This window comes from Pseudomonas sp. CAM1A (assembly GCF_047501685.1).
GTDB lineage: Bacteria > Pseudomonadota > Gammaproteobacteria > Pseudomonadales > Pseudomonadaceae > Aquipseudomonas.
In genome coordinates, this window is the sequence record NZ_JBFNXP010000003.1 from 56,584 (window position 1) to 74,636 (window position 18,053).

Consider the following 18,053-nt stretch of genomic DNA (forward strand, 5'->3'; position numbering starts at 1 on the left):
GATGCGCGTCGGCTCCCCTCGATGACCGTCCTGGTCAGCGATCAGTGTTCGGCAACCGCCTTGCGCCTGGGCGTCTCGTTGCCATGTTCGTCCAGTTCCAGCACCGGTACCTCGTTGCCCTCGGCGTCGAACAGCTTGCCATCCTTGAAGTAGTCGCCATCACGCAGGGCCGAGATGTCGGAGTACTGGATGGTGCGCTCGTAGGCCGCGGCGAACACCGACTGGTTTTCCGAGTTGCCGGTGGTGAAGTGGTTGAACATCAGGTTCAGCAGAATTGCCATGATCGCCGCCGAGCTGATGCCGGAGTGGAAGATGGTTTCGAACCAGCTGGGGAAGCTGTGGTAGAAGTTCGGCGCCGCGATCGGGATCATGCCGAAGCCCAGCGAGGCGGCGACGATGATCAGGTTGACGTTGTTCTTGTAGCTGACTTTCGACAGGGTGCGGATGCCGCTGGCGGCCACGGTGCCAAACAGCACGATACCGGCGCCACCGAGTACCGGGGTAGGCACTGCCGCAATCACCCGGCCCATGATCGGCAGCAGGCCGAGCACCACCAGGATCACGCCGCCGGTGGCCACCACATAGCGGCTCTTCACGCCGGTCACTGCCACCAGGCCCACGTTCTGGGCGAAGGCGCTCTGGGTGAACGAGCCGAAGATCGGCGCCAGGATGCTCGATGCCATGTCGGCACGCAGGCCGTTGCCCAGGCGCTTGGAGTCGACCTTGGTGTCGATGATCTCACCGACCGCGAGGATGTCCGCCGAGGTTTCGACGAGGGTCACCATGATCACGATGCACATCGACAGGATCGCGGCGATGTGGAAGGTCGGCATGCCAAAGTGGAACGGGGTGGGGAAGGCGAAGATCGGACCTTCGGTGACCTTGCTGAAGTCGGCCATGCCCAGCGACCAGGCGATCAATGTGCCGGCGACCATGGCCAAGAGGATCGACAGGCGCGAAATGCTCGCGCTACCCAGCTTGCTCAGCAGCAGGACGATGGCGAAAGTCAGCGCCGCCAGGCCGATGTTGGCCATGCTGCCGAACTCTGGCGAGGCGCTGTTGCCGCCCATCACCCAGCGGGCTGCAACGGGCATCAGGGTCAGGCCGATGGTGGTGATGACGATGCCGGTCACCAGTGGCGGGAAGAACTTGGTGATACGCGAGAACACCGGGGTAATCAGGAACCCGATCAACGAAGCTGCCATTACCGCGCCCAGCACCGCCGGCAGGCCACCGCCGCCCTGGCTGCCGAGAATCGCGCCCATGGTCGCCACGCCGGCGAACGATACGCCCTGGACCAGTGGCAGCTGACAGCCGAAGAACGGCAGCCCAAGGGTCTGCAGCAATGTCGCCAGGCCACCGGCGAACAACGAGGCAGCGATCAGCAGGCCGATCTCCGCCGGGGCCAGGCCAGCCGCCTGGCCGAGGATCAGCGGTACGGCGACGATCCCTCCATACATGGTCAGGACATGCTGCAGCCCGTAGGCCAGGTTGGCGCCGAGGCCGAGGTTTTCGTCCTCGGGGCGCGGGGCGGGAGACGTGCTGGGGGACGTGGTCATTGGAGCAGGCTCTCTGTTTATTGTTGTGCCGCTACTGTAGACAACTAGCGCAAATAATTGCCACTAAAATTGTATACAAAGTTTTGATCGTAGCGCCGTAACGGGTGCGTCCAGGGTGCCTGAAACCTGGATGCACGTTGCGTTCCAACCTGCGGGAGGCTGTTCCAGAGGGGTGTGTACAAAGAGGCTGGTAAAGGTATGAAAGCTGTCTGGCTGGACAAGAAAGCCGTCACAGCCAGATCATTAGCAGGCTAAGAGATATCAATCTTCGATGAGTTCGCGCAGCTCACGCATCATTTCGGTGCTGTCTGCCAGGTTCAGTTCCACAAGACGGTGCAGATGGGTCATCGAGTCGATGTCGATGTGCAGGCAGATGAAGCCCAGGCGGGTGGACTCGTCGTGACGCAGTTCGACCTGCATCCTGACCTGGGTTTTCTTGTCATTGAGGTGGATGACCGCGTCGAAGTCCTGGGTGGGGTCGGCATCCCAGGGGGCTGGGCGCTCTACCAGCAAGCCCTTCAGCGACAGGTCGAGGAGCTTCACCGGCCAGCGACGTTCGCCCTGGCGCAGTTCGGTAGGGGCATCGAAGGCGATGCGCTGGAAACGGCGGCGTTCGTCGTGGGCGCTCATGGTGGTTTCTCCGGGTGACATCCTGACTATAGTGAGTTTGGCATGTGCATCAGGTACGGCAATCTGGCCGCAGAGGCTCTAGACCAAAGCAAGTGTGGCAATGCGTCTGGACTGGCCCTAGACTCGATGGGCGGTCTTTCCAATCCACCAGCTGGAAGCAAACCATGAACAACAATAATAGCCTGCTACGCCACATTCCGTGGCTGGCGCTGGCAGTCATCGGGGCCTGCGCGCTGGGTGTGGTTGCCCTGCGGCGCGGTGAGGCGATCAACGCCTTGTGGATCGTCGTCGCGGCAGTGGCCATCTACCTGGTTGCCTACCGTTACTACAGCCTGTTCATCGCCACCAAGGTGATGCAGCTCGACCCTCGCCGGGCCACGCCCGCGGTACTCAACAACGATGGCCTGGACTACGTCCCGACCAACAAGCACATCCTTTTTGGCCACCACTTCGCCGCCATCGCTGGCGCCGGCCCGCTCGTAGGCCCGGTGCTCGCGGCGCAGATGGGCTACCTGCCCGGCACACTGTGGCTGATCGCCGGCGTGGTGCTGGCCGGCGCAGTGCAGGACTTCATGGTCCTGTTCCTGTCCACACGCCGCAACGGCCGCTCGCTGGGCGACATGGTCCGTGAGGAGATGGGCCGCATACCGGGCACCATCGCCCTGTTCGGTTGCTTCCTGATCATGATCATCATCCTCGCGGTGCTGGCGCTGATCGTGGTCAAGGCCTTGGCCGAGAGCCCGTGGGGCATGTTCACGGTGATCGCGACCATCCCGATCGCGATGTTCATGGGCATCTACATGCGCTACATCCGCCCGGGCCGCATCGGTGAAATCTCCCTCGTCGGCGTGGTCCTGCTGCTGCTGTCGATCTGGCTGGGGGGCCAGATCGCCGCGGATCCGGTGTGGGGCCCGGCGTTCACCTTCACCGGCGTGCAGATCACCTGGATGCTCGTGGGCTACGGTTTCGTCGCCGCCGTGCTGCCGGTGTGGCTGGTACTGGCGCCGCGCGACTACCTGTCGACCTTCCTCAAGATCGGCACCATCGTCGGCCTGGCCATCGGTATCCTGATCATCGCGCCCGAGCTGAAGATGCCGGCGCTGACCCAGTTCACCGACGGTACGGGCCCTGTGTGGAAGGGCACCCTGTTCCCGTTCCTGTTCATCACCATCGCCTGCGGCGCGGTGTCCGGCTTCCACGCGCTGATCTCCTCGGGGACCACGCCGAAGCTGCTGGACAACGAAACCAACGCCCGTTACATCGGCTACGGCGGCATGCTGATGGAGTCGTTCGTTGCCATCATGGCCATGGTCGCCGCCTCGGTGATCGAGCCGGGCGTGTACTTCGCAATGAACAGCCCGGCCGCGGTGGTCGGTGCCGACGTCGCTTCGGTGGCGCAGACCGTCAGCAGCTGGGGCTTCCTGATTACTCCCGAGCAGTTGGAAGCGGTGGCTCGTGACATTGGCGAGCACACCATCCTGGCCCGTGCCGGCGGTGCGCCGACCCTGGCGGTGGGTATCGCGCAGATCCTGCACCAGGTACTGCCGGGCGAGAACACCATGGCGTTCTGGTATCACTTCGCCATTTTGTTCGAGGCACTGTTCATCCTCACCGCAGTGGACGCCGGTACCCGTGCCGGGCGCTTCATGCTGCAGGATCTGCTGGGCAGCTTCGTGCCGGCGCTCAAACGCACTGAGTCGTGGGGGGCCAACCTGCTCGCGACCGCCGGTTGCGTGGCGATGTGGGGCTACCTGCTGTATCAAGGCGTGATCGATCCGCTGGGGGGTATCAACACCCTGTGGCCGCTGTTCGGTATCTCCAATCAGATGCTGGCCGGCATCGCCCTGATGCTCGGCACCGTGGTTCTGATCAAGATGAAGCGCCAGCGCTACATCTGGGTCACCCTGGTACCTGCGGTATGGCTGCTGATCTGCACCACCGCCGCGGGCCTGATCAAGCTGTTCGACCCGAACCCGGCTGTGGGCTTCCTGGCCCTGGCCAAGAAGTACAGCACCGCGCTGGACGCCGGCCAGGTGCTGGCCCCTGCCAAGGATATCGGGCAGATGCAGCACGTGATCTTCAACGCCTACACCAACGCCGGCCTGACGATCCTGTTCCTGGTGGTGGTGTTCAGCATCCTGTTCTTCGCCCTCAAGGTCGGCTATGCCGCCTGGGGCCGCAAGGAGCGCAGCGACAAGGAAACCCCGTTCCAGGCTTTGCCTGACGCTTGAGAGGAATGCCGCGATGTTCAACGACCTGGGTCGACTGGGCAAGTATCTGGGGCAGGCCGCCCGGCTGATGGTCGGCATGCCCGATTACGACAACTATGTCGAGCACATGCAGACCAAGCACCCGGACAAGCCGGTGATGAGCTACGAGGCGTTCTTCCGCGAGCGCCAGGAAGCGCGTTATGGTGGCAAGTCCGGGCCCAAGTGCTGTTGAACCCGCGACACGCATGAACCAGTGGGAGCCCGGGCAACCGGGCTCCCACTTTCATTTTCAGCTGCAGGAGACAACCGCGTGCAAACGCCGATTCCCGTTACCGTGCTGACCGGCTTTCTTGGCGCCGGCAAGACCACATTGCTCAAGCACATGCTCAAGGCCGAGCATGGCCTCAAGCTCGCCGTGATCGAGAACGAATTCAGCGAGGCCGGCATCGACAGCCAGTTGCTGGGCGATGAACCCGTGCAGGTCATGACCCTGGCCAACGGCTGCGTGTGCTGCAGTATCCATGGCGACCTGACCCGGGCCCTGTACCTGCTGCTCGAACGCCTGGACGGCGGCGACATCGCCTTCGATCGTCTGGTCATCGAATGCACCGGCCTTGCCGATCCGGCGCCGGTGGCGCAGACCTTCTTCATCGATGAAGAACTGCGTGAGCGCTATATCCTCGATGGCATCATCACTCTGGTCGACACCGCTCACGCCGAGCTGCATCTGACCCAGGCCATTGCCCAGGCCCAGGTCGGCTTTGCCGACCGCCTGCTGCTGAGCAAGACCGATCTGGTCGAGCCGCAGGAGGTCGACGCCCTGCGCGAACGCCTGGCGCGTATCAATGGCCGGGCGGCGATCCGCGTGGTCGAGCACGGCCGCATCGACCTGGCCGAGCTGCTCGATGTGCGCGGCTTCAACCTCAACCCGGACCTGGGCATCAGTCCAAAGCCCACCTTGCGCCCGCTGCTCAAGCCGGCCACTCCGGACCGTATCTCGACGTTGGTGCTGCGCACTGAAACGCCGTTGGACATCGATCGGCTCAGCGACTTCATGAACGAGCTGCTGGAAGAGCACGGCAAGCAATTGCTGCGGTACAAGGGGGTACTGAACATTGCCGGCGAGGACCGCCGTTTGGTGTTCCAGGGCGTGCTGAAGCTGTACGGGTTCGACTGGGATGCCGAGTGGAAGGAAGGCGAGCCGCGTGAAAGCGTGATGGTGTTCATCGCCGATGAGCTGCCGGAGGAAAAGATTCGGATAGGGTTTGAGGCGTTGAGTTACGAGGGAGTCAGAAGTATCTGACTTGCTAATGCCGCCTTATGGCGGCATTTTTTCACCTCTACTTACTCAAGCGGGGAAGACCGAATGAACCTTCACAAAGGAACGGATTTTGATGACTTCCTTTTGGAGGAGGGCTTGGCTGAAGTGGTATCTGAGGCCGCACTCAAGCAGGTGCTCATCTGGCAATTGATGCAATGTATCAAGAAACTTCACATGGCAAGCGGCGATGGAGTTCAGGGCCTAGAGTGAGTTGCCAACCAGGCGAGTGACGCCAATCCAGCGCATAACATAACCAGCATGGTGGGACTCGTGCCCACGGAGCTGGATATCAAGTTCGTCAGGGCAGCCAGCAGTTGGTGAACAAGAGCAATCAGTGCCATAGCTGGAGAAGCAGCTCCTGTTGACTGCCTGCTTGCCAGTGACAGACTCACTGGGTATGCCATTCCCTGAGCTACAAGCATCAGGCAATAGGGTAGCCAGATCGCGTAAGCCGCATTTTTCAACAGTGATGATGCAACAAGCATGATTAGCGCGCCACATAACAGCAAAACACTCGAATATCGAAGCATCCTTGATTCGTTGTCGCCGGTTGCAAGGGTGCTCGCCAGACGAGTACCGAGCAGATAGGCAAGGCTGATTGGCCATCCTAACAGCCCATATTCCCACATGGACCAATTGAAAGACTGCTGGAGAAGCAAGGGCGCCGTACTGCTAAATACGACGATGATGGAGTACCCAAAACCTCCAGCAAGCACAGGTAGAATGAAGCTTGGTTGCACAATGAGCTTATGTAGATGGGGGCTCTCACCTGTTTGGCGCGGAAGCACTATGTGCTGAGCTGCGATATTCCAGCCCTTCAGTGTTGCCATTAGTACACAGGGTATCGCGACGAGCAGCATAGCCATTCGCCAGTTCGTGAGCGTAGCAATCATCGCCCCGATAAACTGGGAGGCTCCCAAGGAAAGTACGAAGCAAAGTGAAAGGCTGCTATAGGCACGTGTCAGGTCCTTGCCATCATACTGCTCGACCAGCAACGCACGAGCTGCAACGGATATGCCGCCTGCCAGAGCTCCCTGAAGCAGGCGTAGAACAAGAAATGCCCAGGCAATGGGTGATACTGCGAGCAGCAATGTGCAGCAGCCGTAGAGGAGTAGCGTCCAGGTCAGCATACGACTCGAACCGAGTGTGGCCCCCAACCGCCCCCACAGCATTACGCATGCCCCCATTCCTACAAGAAACAGGCTCAGGCTGAGTGCGGCGAATTCATCTGTTGCATTCAGGTCATCAGCAATAGTTGGGAGCATGGGTAGGTAGAAGGTTATACCCGACTGGCACAACAGTACGGCTAAGCAACTGAAGTAGAGAACTCGCCGTTTGGTCATGGCTGAGTGTTCAGTAAATGGGCGATGGCAGGATTGCTGTTCAGGTACTCAGCGAAATTCCGGCAGAAGCTCTCGATTTCACCAGGCTGCATATCTGCTCTAAGCGTAATACGCAGTGCTGCAGCATCCTTGGGCACGACAGGAAAGAAGACGGCTGAGGTGAGGAACCCGTTGTTGGCCAGGAAGGTCGACGCAGCAATGGCATCTTCAGCCTGTCCAAGCGGTATTAGCCTGATGGGAGATGTTGATCCAGCATGAGGTGTAGGCAAAAGCCTGTCGAACAGTTCGATGTTGTTTCTCAACTCTTGCTGCAGCGTATTCAGCAGAGGGCTGGAGTGAAGTCGGGTGGAGGCCCGGCCTGCACCGATAGCTGCGGCATTGAGACTTTGGGACCAGTTGGTAGGACCGCCATATCTTTGTACAAGACGTTTCTGTTGGGTATTTGCCAGCATGACCAGGCCACCGCTTGCGGCAAATGCTTTCCCCAAGGACGCTACAATGATGATCCCTTCATCCAGCTCCTGTAGTTGACCTCTGACGAAACCCTGCCCCAGAACACCTACCGTAGAAAGGGCATGTGAGTCGTCCAAGTACAAGAACAAACCGTAGCGCTCCTTGAGGTACAACAAGGCGTCCATGTGTGCCGTCCCGCCCATGCTGTAGTAGCCGTCTGTCACATAGGCAACCCTTGCATGTTGCCTGCAGATGCTCTCGAGTTGGTCCATATCGTTATGGGGAAGCGTCTGGACCTCGGTCTCATCCGCACAGGCTGCTTTGATATGGTTCAGGGAGTAGTGGGCAAATTTGTCGAACACCATATGGGGCGATATCCCATCAGTGAAAATGCCTGCGGCAACAAGAGGCAATACTCCAGAGCTTGCTGCGCTGCATGACAATGTGGCCAGAGACGCGCATCCAAACAGCTCAGACAGTTCAGCCTCATATTGGTCTAGCACTTGAAGCTGGCAGCGATAGCGCGAGTTGGCGATACGTAGGGTGCGCGAATTTTCCAGCTCTTCGATCGCCCCTTGGAGGATATCCGGGTGGTAGTCCAGCCCAAGATAGGATGTCGTACAGAAGTGTTGCAGCGTCCTGCCGTGTTGGTCCTGAAGTAGATTCCTGGCAATGGCCCGCACCTGCAGCCCGGAAAGATGCTTGGCATACGATGTCTGCCAGTCCGCCTCTGATTTCTGAATCATGCTCCTGTAATTGGTGAATCGATTTCGAGTGACTGCCATGTCAAACACTTCCTGCAATGATTTGGAGCAGGCAGTGTGCATCGCAGTAAAGCGTCGGTATGTCCGAAGTCGGGTGTTTTGGCTGAGGTAATTCTCCGAGAAAAGTGTCAGAGATACCTTGGAGTGTCGTGGAGGATTAAACACTTACGTTCAAGGTTTTGTAGGGCCTGCATGCGTCTAGGACACAAGGCACAAAAAAGCCCGGCACAAGGCCGGGCTTCTTAATTTCAGGCGTCTGCCAATCAGTTGCCGTACACCGGCAGCTTCTTGCAGATGGCCTTGACCTTCTCACGCACGGCGTCGATCACCGCTTCGTTGTTCAGGTCGGCCAGAATGTCGCAGATCCAGCCGGCCAGCTCGCGGCACTCGGCTTCCTTGAAGCCACGGGTGGTCACGGCTGGGGTGCCGAAACGCAGGCCCGAAGTGACGAACGGCGAACGTGGGTCGTTCGGCACCGAGTTCTTGTTGACGGTGATGAAGGCCTTGCCCAAGGCGGCATCGGCGTCCTTACCGGAGATTTCCTGCTTGATCAGCGACAGCAGGAACAGGTGGTTCTCGGTGCCGCCGGAGACGACGTCGAAGCCACGCTCGATGAACACGCTGGCCATGGCCTGGGCGTTTTTCACCACTTGCTGCTGGTAGGTCTTGAACTCAGGCTGCAGCGCTTCCTTGAAGCAGATCGCCTTGGCGGCGATGACGTGCTCCAGCGGGCCGCCCTGGGCGCCCGGGAAGACCGCGGAGTTCAGCTTCTTCTCGATGTCGGCGTTGGCACGGGCCAGGATCAGGCCGCCACGTGGACCGCGCAGGGTCTTGTGGGTGGTGGTGGTGACCACGTCGGCGAACGGCACCGGGTTCGGGTACACGCCAGCGGCGACCAGACCGGCCACGTGGGCCATGTCGACGAACAGGTAGGCACCGACCTTGTCGGCGATTTCGCGGAAGCGTGGGAAGTCCAGGACCTGCGAGTAGGCCGAGAAGCCAGCGACGATCATCTTCGGCTTGTGCTCCAGGGCCAACGCTTCGACTTCGTCGTAGTCGATCAGGCCGTTGGCGTCGATGCCGTACTGGATGGCGTTGTACAGCTTGCCCGAGGAGGAAACGCTGGCACCGTGGGTCAGGTGGCCGCCGTGGGCCAGGCTCATGCCCAGGATCGTGTCACCGGCCGACAGCAGGGCCAGGTAGACAGCGGCGTTGGCCTGGGAACCGGCGTGCGGCTGGACGTTGGCGTAGTCGGCGCCGAACAGCTCCTTGGCGCGGTCGATGGCCAGCTGCTCGACGACGTCGACGTACTCGCAACCACCGTAGTAGCGCTTGCCTGGGTAGCCTTCGGCGTACTTGTTGGTCAGAACCGAACCCTGGGCCTCCATGACCGCCGGGCTGGTGTAGTTTTCCGAAGCGATCAGCTCGATATGCTCTTCCTGGCGCAGGGCTTCTTGCTGCATGGCTTCGAAGAGCTCGGCGTCGTACTTGGCAATGGTCAAATCACGGCTGAACATGGCGGTCCTCAAGGATCGGGCAGAATTGGGGGAGCATTCTAACCGATTGATTCGCCGCTGGCATATGAAGTGGCATCAAGTCGCGGACCAATGGGCTTCATGTTGCAGGCCGCGTGGCGACTGGGCTGGAGTTGACTTGAGAGTCCGTTTTCGCGGTTTCGTGGGAGCGGGCTTGCCCCGCGATTGGCCCAGGCATTGGCCTGGGCTGCACAGGCCCCATCGCGGGGCAAGCCCGCTCCCACGAAACCGATCGGAAGTCTCTGTGCTACTGGAACATGAACAACGTTTCGTTGCTGAACTGCGCTTCGAACTGGTTGGCCGGCATCGGCCGGCCGAACAGGTAGCCCTGCACCTCGTCGCAGCCGTGCTCGCGGAGGAACTCCAGCTGCTCATGGGTCTCCACCCCTTCGGCGATCACCGCCAGGTTGAGGCTGTGGGCCATGGCGATGATCGCCCGGGCGATCTGCGCGTCCTGCTCGCCTTCGGGCAGGCCATCGACGAAGGTGCGGTCGATCTTCAGCACGTCGATGGGGAACTGCTTGAGGTAGTTGAGCGACGAGTAGCCGGTGCCGAAGTCGTCGACCGCGATGCTCAGCCCCAAGTTTTTCAGGCTGTCGAGGATCTGCATGGCCTCGTTGACCTCGCGCATCAGGATGCTTTCGGTCAGCTCCAGCTCCAGGCATGCCGGCGGCAGCCCGGTTTCCTCAAGGATGGTGGCAATGCGCGTGCCCAGCTGGCCGTCGGAGAACTGCCGGGCGGAGATGTTCACCGACACCTTGGGTACCCGCACTTTCTGCTGGTGCCAGGCCTTGAGCTGACGGCAGGCCTCGCGCAGCACCCAGTCGCCGACGTCGACCACCAGGCCCAGTTCCTCGATCACCGGGATGAAGTCGCCCGGCGGCACCAGGCCGCGGGTCGGGTGGCGCCAGCGCAACAGCGCCTCGGCACCGGTCAGGCGCTTGCCGTCGCCGCTGAACTGCGGCTGGTAGTAGAGGGTGAACTCGTTCTGCTCCAGGGCATGGCGCAGGTCGCTTTCCAGCTCCAGGCGCTCCAGGGCACTGGCGTTCATGTCCGCCTGGTAGAACTGGAAGTTGTTCTTGCCGCGTTCCTTGGCGTGGTACATGGCGGTGTCGGCGTTCTTCATCAACTGGCTGAGCTCGCTGCCATCCTGCGGGCTCAGGGCGATGCCGATACTGGCGGTGACGAAGAATTCGCGGTTTTCCAGGACGAACGGGGTGACCAGCCCGTCGAGGATGTGCTCGGCGACATGGATGGCGCGATTGAGCGCCTGTTCACGGCTGGCCTTGGGCTGCAGCAGCAGGGTGAACTCGTCGCCGCCCATGCGTGCCACGGTGTCGTCGTCGTCGACGCAGGCCAATAGCCGCTCGGCCATGTCCTTGAGCATGCGATCGCCTGCCGCATGGCCAAGGGAGTCGTTGATCGGCTTGAAGCGGTCGAGGTCGAGGAACATCAGCACCACCCAGGCCTTCTGCCGCTCGGCCTGTTGCAGGGCGGTGTACAGGCGGTCCTGGAACAACGTGCGGTTGGGCAAGTGGGTGAGGGCGTCGTAGTAGGCCAGGCGGTGGATGCGCTGCTCGCTGGCCTTGCGTTCGCTGATGTCGGTGAAGAAGCACACATAGCTGGCCAGGTCGCCTTCATCGTCAAGCACCGCAGTGATGCCGACCCACGCCGGGTAGTGCTCGCCGTTGCGCCGTTTCAGCCAGACCTCGCCTTCCCAGCTGCCGCGCTGGCTCAGTTGCTTGAGCACGTAGCCTTGCTGGGCGTTCTGTTGCTGCTCGACGGTAAGCATGCCGGGGAGCTGGTCGAGCACCTCGGCCATGGCATAGCCGCTGACCCGGGTAAACGCTTCGTTGGCCTGGACGATATAGCCGGCCGGGTCGGTAATGAGGATCGCCGAGGTGGAGTGCTCGAACACGGTCGCGGCCATGCGCAGGTCTTTTTCGGCCCGGCGTTGCTGGCTGATGTCGCGGCCCACGCCGAGTACCCCCTCGAAACGCTCGTGTTCGTCCCACACCAGCACCAGGCGCAGCTCGATGGGGATCTTGCGGCCGTCGGCGCGCAGGCAGTCGAACAGGAACAACTGCGTGGGCAGGGTGCTGCGCAACTGGGCCAGTTGCGTGCTGTCGTCCAGCACCTGGCTGACGCGCTCGAGGAGGTTGTAGACACCGCTGAGCTGGGCCGGGTTGGCAATGATCGACTGCCAGCCGTTGGCGAAGATCCAGTCGGCCTGGTAGCCCAGCACCGCCTGCACCGAGGGGCTGACATAGTTGAGCTGCAGCTGGCTGTCGGTGGAGAAGATCACGTCGCTGATGCTCTCGGCGAGCATGCGGTAGCGCTGTTCGCTGTCGCGCAGCGATTCGCTGGCTTCGATCTGCACGGTGACATCCTTGCCCACGCCGATGATGCGCGTGACCAGGCCTTCGCTGTCGCGGGTCAGCACCTGCTCGCGGATGTCGTAGCAACGCCAGCCGCCATCGCGGTGGCGGAAGCGCAGCTGGCAGTGCAGCGACTGGCCGTAGCCGGTGTCACGCTGCTGCTGGCGCAGGGCGCGGTAGTGCTCGGCGTCGCCAGGGTGCAGGAGCATTTCCCAGAAGCGGTCGCCCATCTGAGCCAGTTCCGCGCGGTCGTAGCCCAGGGTCTGGCCAAGGTGGCGGTTGCTGAAGATCATCCGCTGGCTGTCAACGTCCTGCACGTAGAGCTGGTCGGGCACGGTGCGTACCACGTCCGACCAGAAGCCCTCGCGTTCGAGCAGAGACAGCTCCACCTGCTTGCGGCTGGTGATGTCGCTGATGCTCAGGATCACTGCCTGGTAGTCGCGGCGCTGCTGTGGCAGGCGGGCCATCAGCCACAAGTGCAGTTCGCCGCCCAGCGGGGCCGGCACGCGCACCTCCAGCTCAAGCTGCGGGCGCTCTTCGATCAACGCGTCGATCAACTGCATGCCAACACTGTCGCGGCCGTCGCCGCTGCCGTCGATCAGGCGCTGCCAGGCGCCTTCGTGGCAGTCGACGTTGAGCAGCTGGCGGGCCACCTGGTTGATCTCGGTGATCTTCAGCTCCGTGAGCAGCGAGCGGCGCAGCTTGGTGTCCAGGGCCAGGCTCTGCTTGAGCGCGGCGCGGTTGCGCAGGTGGTAGCGGTCGAGCTGCCCCGGCAGGCTGGAGAGGTCGAGCACGCACAGGGCCACGCCGGTGCCCTCGAAGATTTCCTGGTAGCGCCGGCGGTCTTCCTGCAAGGCGCGTTGGCGGCGGCGCATGTTGATCAGCGCCAGCACCGGCAGCAGCGCGCAGAACAGCACCAGCACACATTTGCCGAGCAGCGCCGGCAGCAACCTGTCGCGGGCCAGGCCGGCATCGAACAGGCCACGCAGTTGCCAGGTGCTGTTGTCGATGAAGGCAAGCATCACGCTTTGCAGAGGCTCTTCGCTGGTCTGCCGGTGCCCGTGGCGCTCGATGACCTCGCCGCTGCGGCTGTTTTCCAGCAGCCATAGGGGATGGGCGGGGCCGTCAAGGTGACGGGTCAGTTCCTGGTAGTAGTCGGGGCTCAGGCGCAGCAGCCAGTAGCCGCGGTCCTGTTCGGTCGGCTGGCGCAGCAGCAGGTAGACGCGCTGGTTGTCAGCATTGTTGCCATAGAAAAAAGCACGGCCCTGGTTCAGTTGCAGCAGGTCGTCAATCACCTGACGGTCGGGAGAGCCCGCGAGGGTGTCGCTGCGCACCTGCCCGGCGGCGTCCAGCCAGGCCAGGTCGCGCAGGGCAGGCAGGCGAGCCTGCAAGGTGGCGAGCAGGCTGGGCAGTGCAACAGGCGCCGGAGGTTTGACGTAGGGCTGGACCAGGTTCAGCGATTGCTGGGCCTTCAGTGCCATGTTCAGGCTCAGGTGGTCGGCCAGTTCGGCGCTGGTGGCCAGGCTTTGCTCGCGCAGGTCGGCCTGGGTATGGCGGAACTGGGCGAACAGTTGCCACAGCAGCAAACCCAGCAGAACCAGGGCGAGCAGGGCCAACGCCCCCTTGAGCGAGCCACGCAGGTGCGTGCCGGCCGTGGGATCGGCAGGACGCAGGGATGACGGTTGCGTGAGATTGGTCAAGCGTTGGGTCCTGCGATTGGGCTGACGATGGCAGGGGTTGCGTTCTCGCGGCATGCACGGCCCGTGCCGTGGTTGCTGGGCGCACTATAAGACGCACGCGGGTAGCCGACTAGCATGCCTTCAAATATGGCAAAGTGCCAGTCCGCATGTCCGATGCCGGCCCGCAGCTGGTCATGCCGGTTCGGCAAGTCCCTGCAACCTGTGCGAGAATGCCGCCCGCTTCATAGTCAACGCATCGGAGATGTACGGTTTTGGTTACCCACTATTCCACCAATGGCCTCGATTCCGCCTGCGGGCGTAGCAGTCAGACGCTGGTCAGCACTGCCGTGGCCGAGGACGTATCCTGCAAGACCTGCCAGCGCTCGCTGGCCAAGCCGGACGCGGCTGCCGCCAGTGCCAACAAGACGCCGTCGCTGGCCGAGCTGCGCAAGTCGGCCAAGGCTGCCGCCGAGCCGGTCGCCCAGGTTGCCGCACAACCCACCGCCAAGCCCACTGCCGCGCCTGCCAAGGCCGTGAGCAAGCCGGCTGGCAAACCTGCCCGCAGTGGCGGCTTCAGCGTCAAGTCCGCCTGGGCCGCGCGCCTGGCCGAGCAATCGGACCGTTGCCGCCTGCCGCGTGGCAAGGCCAGGCAGTCGCACGTCTGAGCCCGCGCCAAGCCCGCCCCACCCATGCCGGTGTGGGCGCGGGCTTGCCCCGCGAAGGCCGCCGAGCGGCCCCGCCATCTACCCCATCTGTGCAACGCCGCGACTTGGCGTAGAATGGCCCACTTTGTTCAACGACACCCCGTAACTACATCACCCTGGCCAATGCCGGGGCGCGTGTCTTTACCTATCTGATAGAGGGCTTGGTTTTGGCTCAATACGTCTACACCATGCATCGGCTGAGCAAGGTCGTGCCGCCGAAGCGGGAAATTCTCAAGAACATTTCCCTGTCGTTCTTCCCGGGCGCCAAGATCGGCGTGCTGGGCCTGAACGGCGCGGGTAAATCGACCCTGCTGCGGATCATGGCGGGCGTCGACAAGGAATTCGACGGCGAAGCCCGTCCGATGCCCGATATCAACGTCGGCTACCTGCCCCAGGAGCCGCAGCTGGACCCGAGCAAGACCGTGCGTGAAGTGGTCGAGGAAGCGGTCAGCGTGATCAAGGACGCCCAGGCTCGCCTGGACGAGGTCTACGCCGCCTACGCCGACCCGGATGCCGACTTCGACAAGCTGGCCGCCGAACAGGCCAAGCTCGAGGCCATTCTGCAGGCCGCCGACGGCCACAACCTCGAGCGTCAGCTGGACGTCGCCGCCGACGCCCTGCGCCTGCCGGCCTGGGAGGCGAAGATCGAGCACCTGTCCGGTGGCGAGAAGCGCCGCGTGGCCCTGTGCCGCCTGCTGCTGTCGGCCCCCGACATGCTGCTGCTGGACGAACCGACCAACCACCTGGACGCCGACTCGGTGGCCTGGCTGGAGCGCTTCCTGCACGACTTCCCCGGCACCGTGGTGGCAATCACCCACGACCGTTACTTCCTCGACAACGTCGCCGGCTGGATCCTCGAGCTGGACCGCGGCGCCGGCATCCCGTACGAAGGCAACTACTCGGGCTGGCTGGAAGCCAAGTCGGACCGTCTGGCGCAGGAATCCAAGCAGCAGAGCGCCCACGAGAAGGCCATGAAAGAGGAACTGGAGTGGGTGCGCAAAGGCGCCAAGGCCCGCCAGTCCAAGTCCAAGGCCCGTCTGCAGCGTTTCGAAGAGATGCAGTCGCAGGAATTCCAGAAACGCAGCGAGACCAACGAGATCTACATCCCGGCCGGTCCGCGCCTGGGCGACAAGGTCATCGAGTTCAAGAACGTCACCAAGGGCTATGGCGATCGCGTATTGATCGACAACCTGTCGTTCGCCATGCCCAAGGGCGCCATCGTCGGCGTGATCGGTGGTAACGGTGCCGGTAAATCGACCCTGTTCCGCATGCTGATGGGCAAGGAACAGCCGGATTCGGGCAGCATCGAGATCGGTGAAACCGTGCAGCTGGCTTGCGTCGACCAGAGCCGCGAGGACCTGGACGGCAGCAAGACCGTGTTCCAGCAGATCTCCGACGGCTCCGACCAGATCCGCATCGGCAGCTACGAGATCCCGTCGCGCACCTACGTCGGCCGCTTCAACTTCAAGGGCGGCGACCAGCAGAAGTTCGTCAAGGACCTCTCCGGTGGTGAGCGTGGCCGCCTGCACCTGGCCCTGACCCTGAAGGAGGGCGGCAACGTCCTGCTGCTCGACGAACCGTCCAACGACCTCGACGTTGAAACCCTGCGTTCGCTGGAGGAAGCCCTGCTGGACTTCCCGGGCGCCGCCATCGTGATTTCCCACGACCGTTGGTTCCTGGACCGTGTGGCCACCCACATCCTGGCGTACGAAGACGACTCCAGCGTGGTGTTCTTCGAAGGCAACTACACCGAGTACGAAGCCGATCGCAAGAAGCGCCTGGGCGACGCCGCAGCCCAGCCGCACCGCGTGCGGCACAAGAAACTGGCCCAGTAAGCCGGTTTTCGCTGCACAACGATGGGGCCCCTAGGGGCCCCATTTTTGTGCCCGTCTTTCAGGCGATGGGAGGGCTGCGTGGGAGCGGGCTTGCCCCGCGATTGCTGCATCGCAGGAGATCCAGGAGCAAGTTCTCTCTCACGGGTACATCCTAAAACTTGTATACAGTTATAGAAAACGCACCAATTAATTTCATAAAAACGACATCGCGCCCTGTTCCAGTGCGATTGGTTCTTGGTACATTCCCGAAAAAACCAAAAACAATCCCTCTCTTGGTGAGATGTCTACCATGATCGAATCTGTCGACGATTTCCTGGCCCGACTGCAACAGCGCGACCCGGCCCAGCCCGAATTCCACCAGGCCGTGGAGGAGGTGCTGCGCAGCCTGTGGCCTTTCCTCGAAGCCAACCCTCACTACCTGCAGGCAGGCATTCTCGAACGCATGGTCGAACCCGAGCGCGCCGTGCTGTTCCGTGTGTCGTGGGTCGACGACCAGGGCAAGGTCCAGGTCAACCGCGGCTATCGCATCCAGATGAGCAGCGCCATCGGCCCGTACAAGGGCGGCCTGCGTTTCCACCCGTCGGTCAATCTGGGCGTGCTCAAGTTCCTGGCCTTCGAGCAGGTGTTCAAGAACTCGCTGACCTCGCTGCCCATGGGCGGCGGCAAAGGTGGCTCGGACTTCGACCCTAAGGGCAAGAGCGACGCCGAAGTGATGCGCTTCTGCCAGGCGTTCATGAGCGAGCTGTACCGCCACATCGGTGCCGACCTGGATGTGCCAGCGGGTGACATCGGCGTCGGTGCCCGCGAGATCGGCTTCCTGTTCGGCCAGTACAAGCGCCTGGCCAACCAGTTCACTTCGGTGCTGACCGGCAAGGGCATGACCTATGGCGGCAGCCTGATCCGCCCGGAGGCCACCGGCTACGGCTGCGTGTACTTCGCCGAAGAGATGCTCAAGCGCCGCGACCAGCGCATCGACGGTCGCCGCGTGGCGATCTCAGGTTCCGGTAACGTCGCCCAGTACGCGGCGCGCAAGGTCATGGACCTGGGCGGCAAGGTGATCTCGCTGTCCGACTCCGAAGGTACTTTGTACGCAGAAGCCGGCCTTGCCGATGCCCAGTGGGACGCGGTGATGGAGCTGAAGAACGTCAAGCGCGGTCGCATCAGCGAGCTGGCCGAGCAGTTCGGCCTGGAGTTCCGCCAAGGCCAGACGCCCTGGAGCCTGGCATGCGATATCGCACTGCCATGCGCGACGCAGAACGAACTGGGCGCCGAAGACGCCCGTACCCTGTTGCGCAATGGCTGCATCTGCGTGGCCGAAGGGGCCAACATGCCGACCACCCTGGAGGCTGTGGATATCTTCATCGAGGCCGGCATTCTCTACGCGCCGGGCAAGGCGTCCAATGCCGGCGGCGTGGCCGTGTCGGGCCTGGAGATGTCGCAGAACGCCATGCGCCTGTTGTGGACTGCCGGGGAGGTGGACAGCAAGCTGCACCACATCATGCAGTCGATCCACCATGCGTGCGTGCACTACGGCGAAGAGGCCGATGGCAGCATCAACTACGTCAAGGGCGCCAACATCGCGGGCTTCGTGAAAGTGGCCGACGCGATGCTGGCCCAGGGCGTCGTTTGATCTGAAGACCCG

At 62.3% G+C, this 18,053-nt stretch carries 13 protein-coding genes; 7 read left to right on the plus strand and 6 right to left on the minus strand.

Features of this window, described 5'->3' with window-relative positions:
• Positions 1 to 41: 41 nt before the first annotated feature.
• Positions 42 to 1,559, minus strand: a complete 1,518-nt coding sequence (locus ABZO33_RS08640) for a nucleobase:cation symporter-2 family protein (protein WP_023630301.1) — start codon at positions 1,557 to 1,559, stop codon at positions 42 to 44.
• Positions 1,560 to 1,820: 261 nt separating this feature from the next.
• Positions 1,821 to 2,189, minus strand: a complete 369-nt coding sequence (locus tag ABZO33_RS08645) for a PilZ domain-containing protein (protein ID WP_414535722.1) — start codon at positions 2,187 to 2,189, stop codon at positions 1,821 to 1,823.
• 164 nt (positions 2,190 to 2,353) lie between these two features.
• On the opposite strand from ABZO33_RS08645, the gene ABZO33_RS08650 reads away from it, so the two are divergent.
• The 4 genes from ABZO33_RS08650 to ABZO33_RS08665 all read left to right on the plus strand — a co-directional run bounded on the left by ABZO33_RS08650 (position 2,354) and on the right by ABZO33_RS08665 (position 5,930).
• Positions 2,354 to 4,420 (plus strand): carbon starvation CstA family protein, encoded by a 2,067-nt coding sequence (locus tag ABZO33_RS08650; protein WP_414535723.1) that lies wholly within the window; start codon positions 2,354 to 2,356, stop codon positions 4,418 to 4,420.
• A gap of 13 nt (positions 4,421 to 4,433) precedes the next feature.
• Complete coding sequence (locus tag ABZO33_RS08655; protein ID WP_008094130.1) at positions 4,434 to 4,631, plus strand: YbdD/YjiX family protein; 198 nt, start codon at positions 4,434 to 4,436, stop codon at positions 4,629 to 4,631.
• A gap of 78 nt (positions 4,632 to 4,709) precedes the next feature.
• Positions 4,710 to 5,702 carry a GTPase gene (gene yjiA / locus ABZO33_RS08660; RefSeq protein WP_414535724.1) on the plus strand — a complete coding sequence of 331 codons (993 nt, stop codon included), beginning with the start codon at positions 4,710 to 4,712 and terminating at the stop codon, positions 5,700 to 5,702.
• Positions 5,703 to 5,765: 63 nt separating this feature from the next.
• Positions 5,766 to 5,930 (plus strand): hypothetical protein, encoded by a 165-nt coding sequence (locus tag ABZO33_RS08665; RefSeq protein WP_414535725.1) that lies wholly within the window; start codon positions 5,766 to 5,768, stop codon positions 5,928 to 5,930.
• On the opposite strand, the gene ABZO33_RS08670 is transcribed toward ABZO33_RS08665, so the two are convergent.
• From ABZO33_RS08670 to ABZO33_RS08685, 4 genes are all read right to left on the minus strand, one after another.
• Positions 5,915 to 7,063, minus strand: coding sequence for an MFS transporter (locus ABZO33_RS08670; RefSeq protein ID WP_414535726.1), 1,149 nt, complete (start codon positions 7,061 to 7,063; stop codon positions 5,915 to 5,917). The two genes, ABZO33_RS08665 and ABZO33_RS08670, sit on opposite strands and share 16 nt — an antisense overlap.
• Positions 7,060 to 8,310: an aminotransferase class I/II-fold pyridoxal phosphate-dependent enzyme gene (locus tag ABZO33_RS08675; RefSeq protein ID WP_414536327.1), complete on the minus strand. Its 1,251-nt coding sequence runs from the start codon at positions 8,308 to 8,310 to the stop codon at positions 7,060 to 7,062. Before ABZO33_RS08675 ends, ABZO33_RS08670 begins: the two co-directional genes overlap by 4 nt.
• 233 nt (positions 8,311 to 8,543) lie before the next feature.
• The gene (gene glyA, locus ABZO33_RS08680) at positions 8,544 to 9,797 is read right to left on the minus strand and encodes a serine hydroxymethyltransferase (RefSeq protein WP_414535727.1); all 1,254 of its coding nucleotides are present in this window, start codon (positions 9,795 to 9,797) and stop codon (positions 8,544 to 8,546) included.
• A 265-nt stretch (positions 9,798 to 10,062) separates the two neighbouring features.
• On the minus strand, positions 10,063 to 13,893 hold the full coding sequence (locus ABZO33_RS08685; protein WP_414535728.1) for an EAL domain-containing protein: 3,831 nt from the start codon (positions 13,891 to 13,893) through the stop codon (positions 10,063 to 10,065).
• A 251-nt stretch (positions 13,894 to 14,144) separates the two neighbouring features.
• Here ABZO33_RS08685 and ABZO33_RS08690 point away from each other — a divergent pair, with 251 nt between their 5' ends.
• The 3 genes from ABZO33_RS08690 to gdhA all read left to right on the plus strand — a co-directional run bounded on the left by ABZO33_RS08690 (position 14,145) and on the right by gdhA (position 18,041).
• Positions 14,145 to 14,537, plus strand: coding sequence for a hypothetical protein (locus tag ABZO33_RS08690; protein ID WP_046857195.1), 393 nt, complete (start codon positions 14,145 to 14,147; stop codon positions 14,535 to 14,537).
• Between the two features lie 206 nt (positions 14,538 to 14,743).
• Positions 14,744 to 16,411 (plus strand): energy-dependent translational throttle protein EttA, encoded by a 1,668-nt coding sequence (gene ettA / locus ABZO33_RS08695; RefSeq protein WP_038707327.1) that lies wholly within the window; start codon positions 14,744 to 14,746, stop codon positions 16,409 to 16,411.
• Positions 16,412 to 16,700: 289 nt separating this feature from the next.
• A complete protein-coding gene (gene gdhA / locus ABZO33_RS08700) occupies positions 16,701 to 18,041 on the plus strand; it encodes an NADP-specific glutamate dehydrogenase (RefSeq protein WP_414535729.1) in 1,341 nt (446 codons plus the stop codon).
• The last annotated feature ends 12 nt before the right edge of the window (positions 18,042 to 18,053 follow it).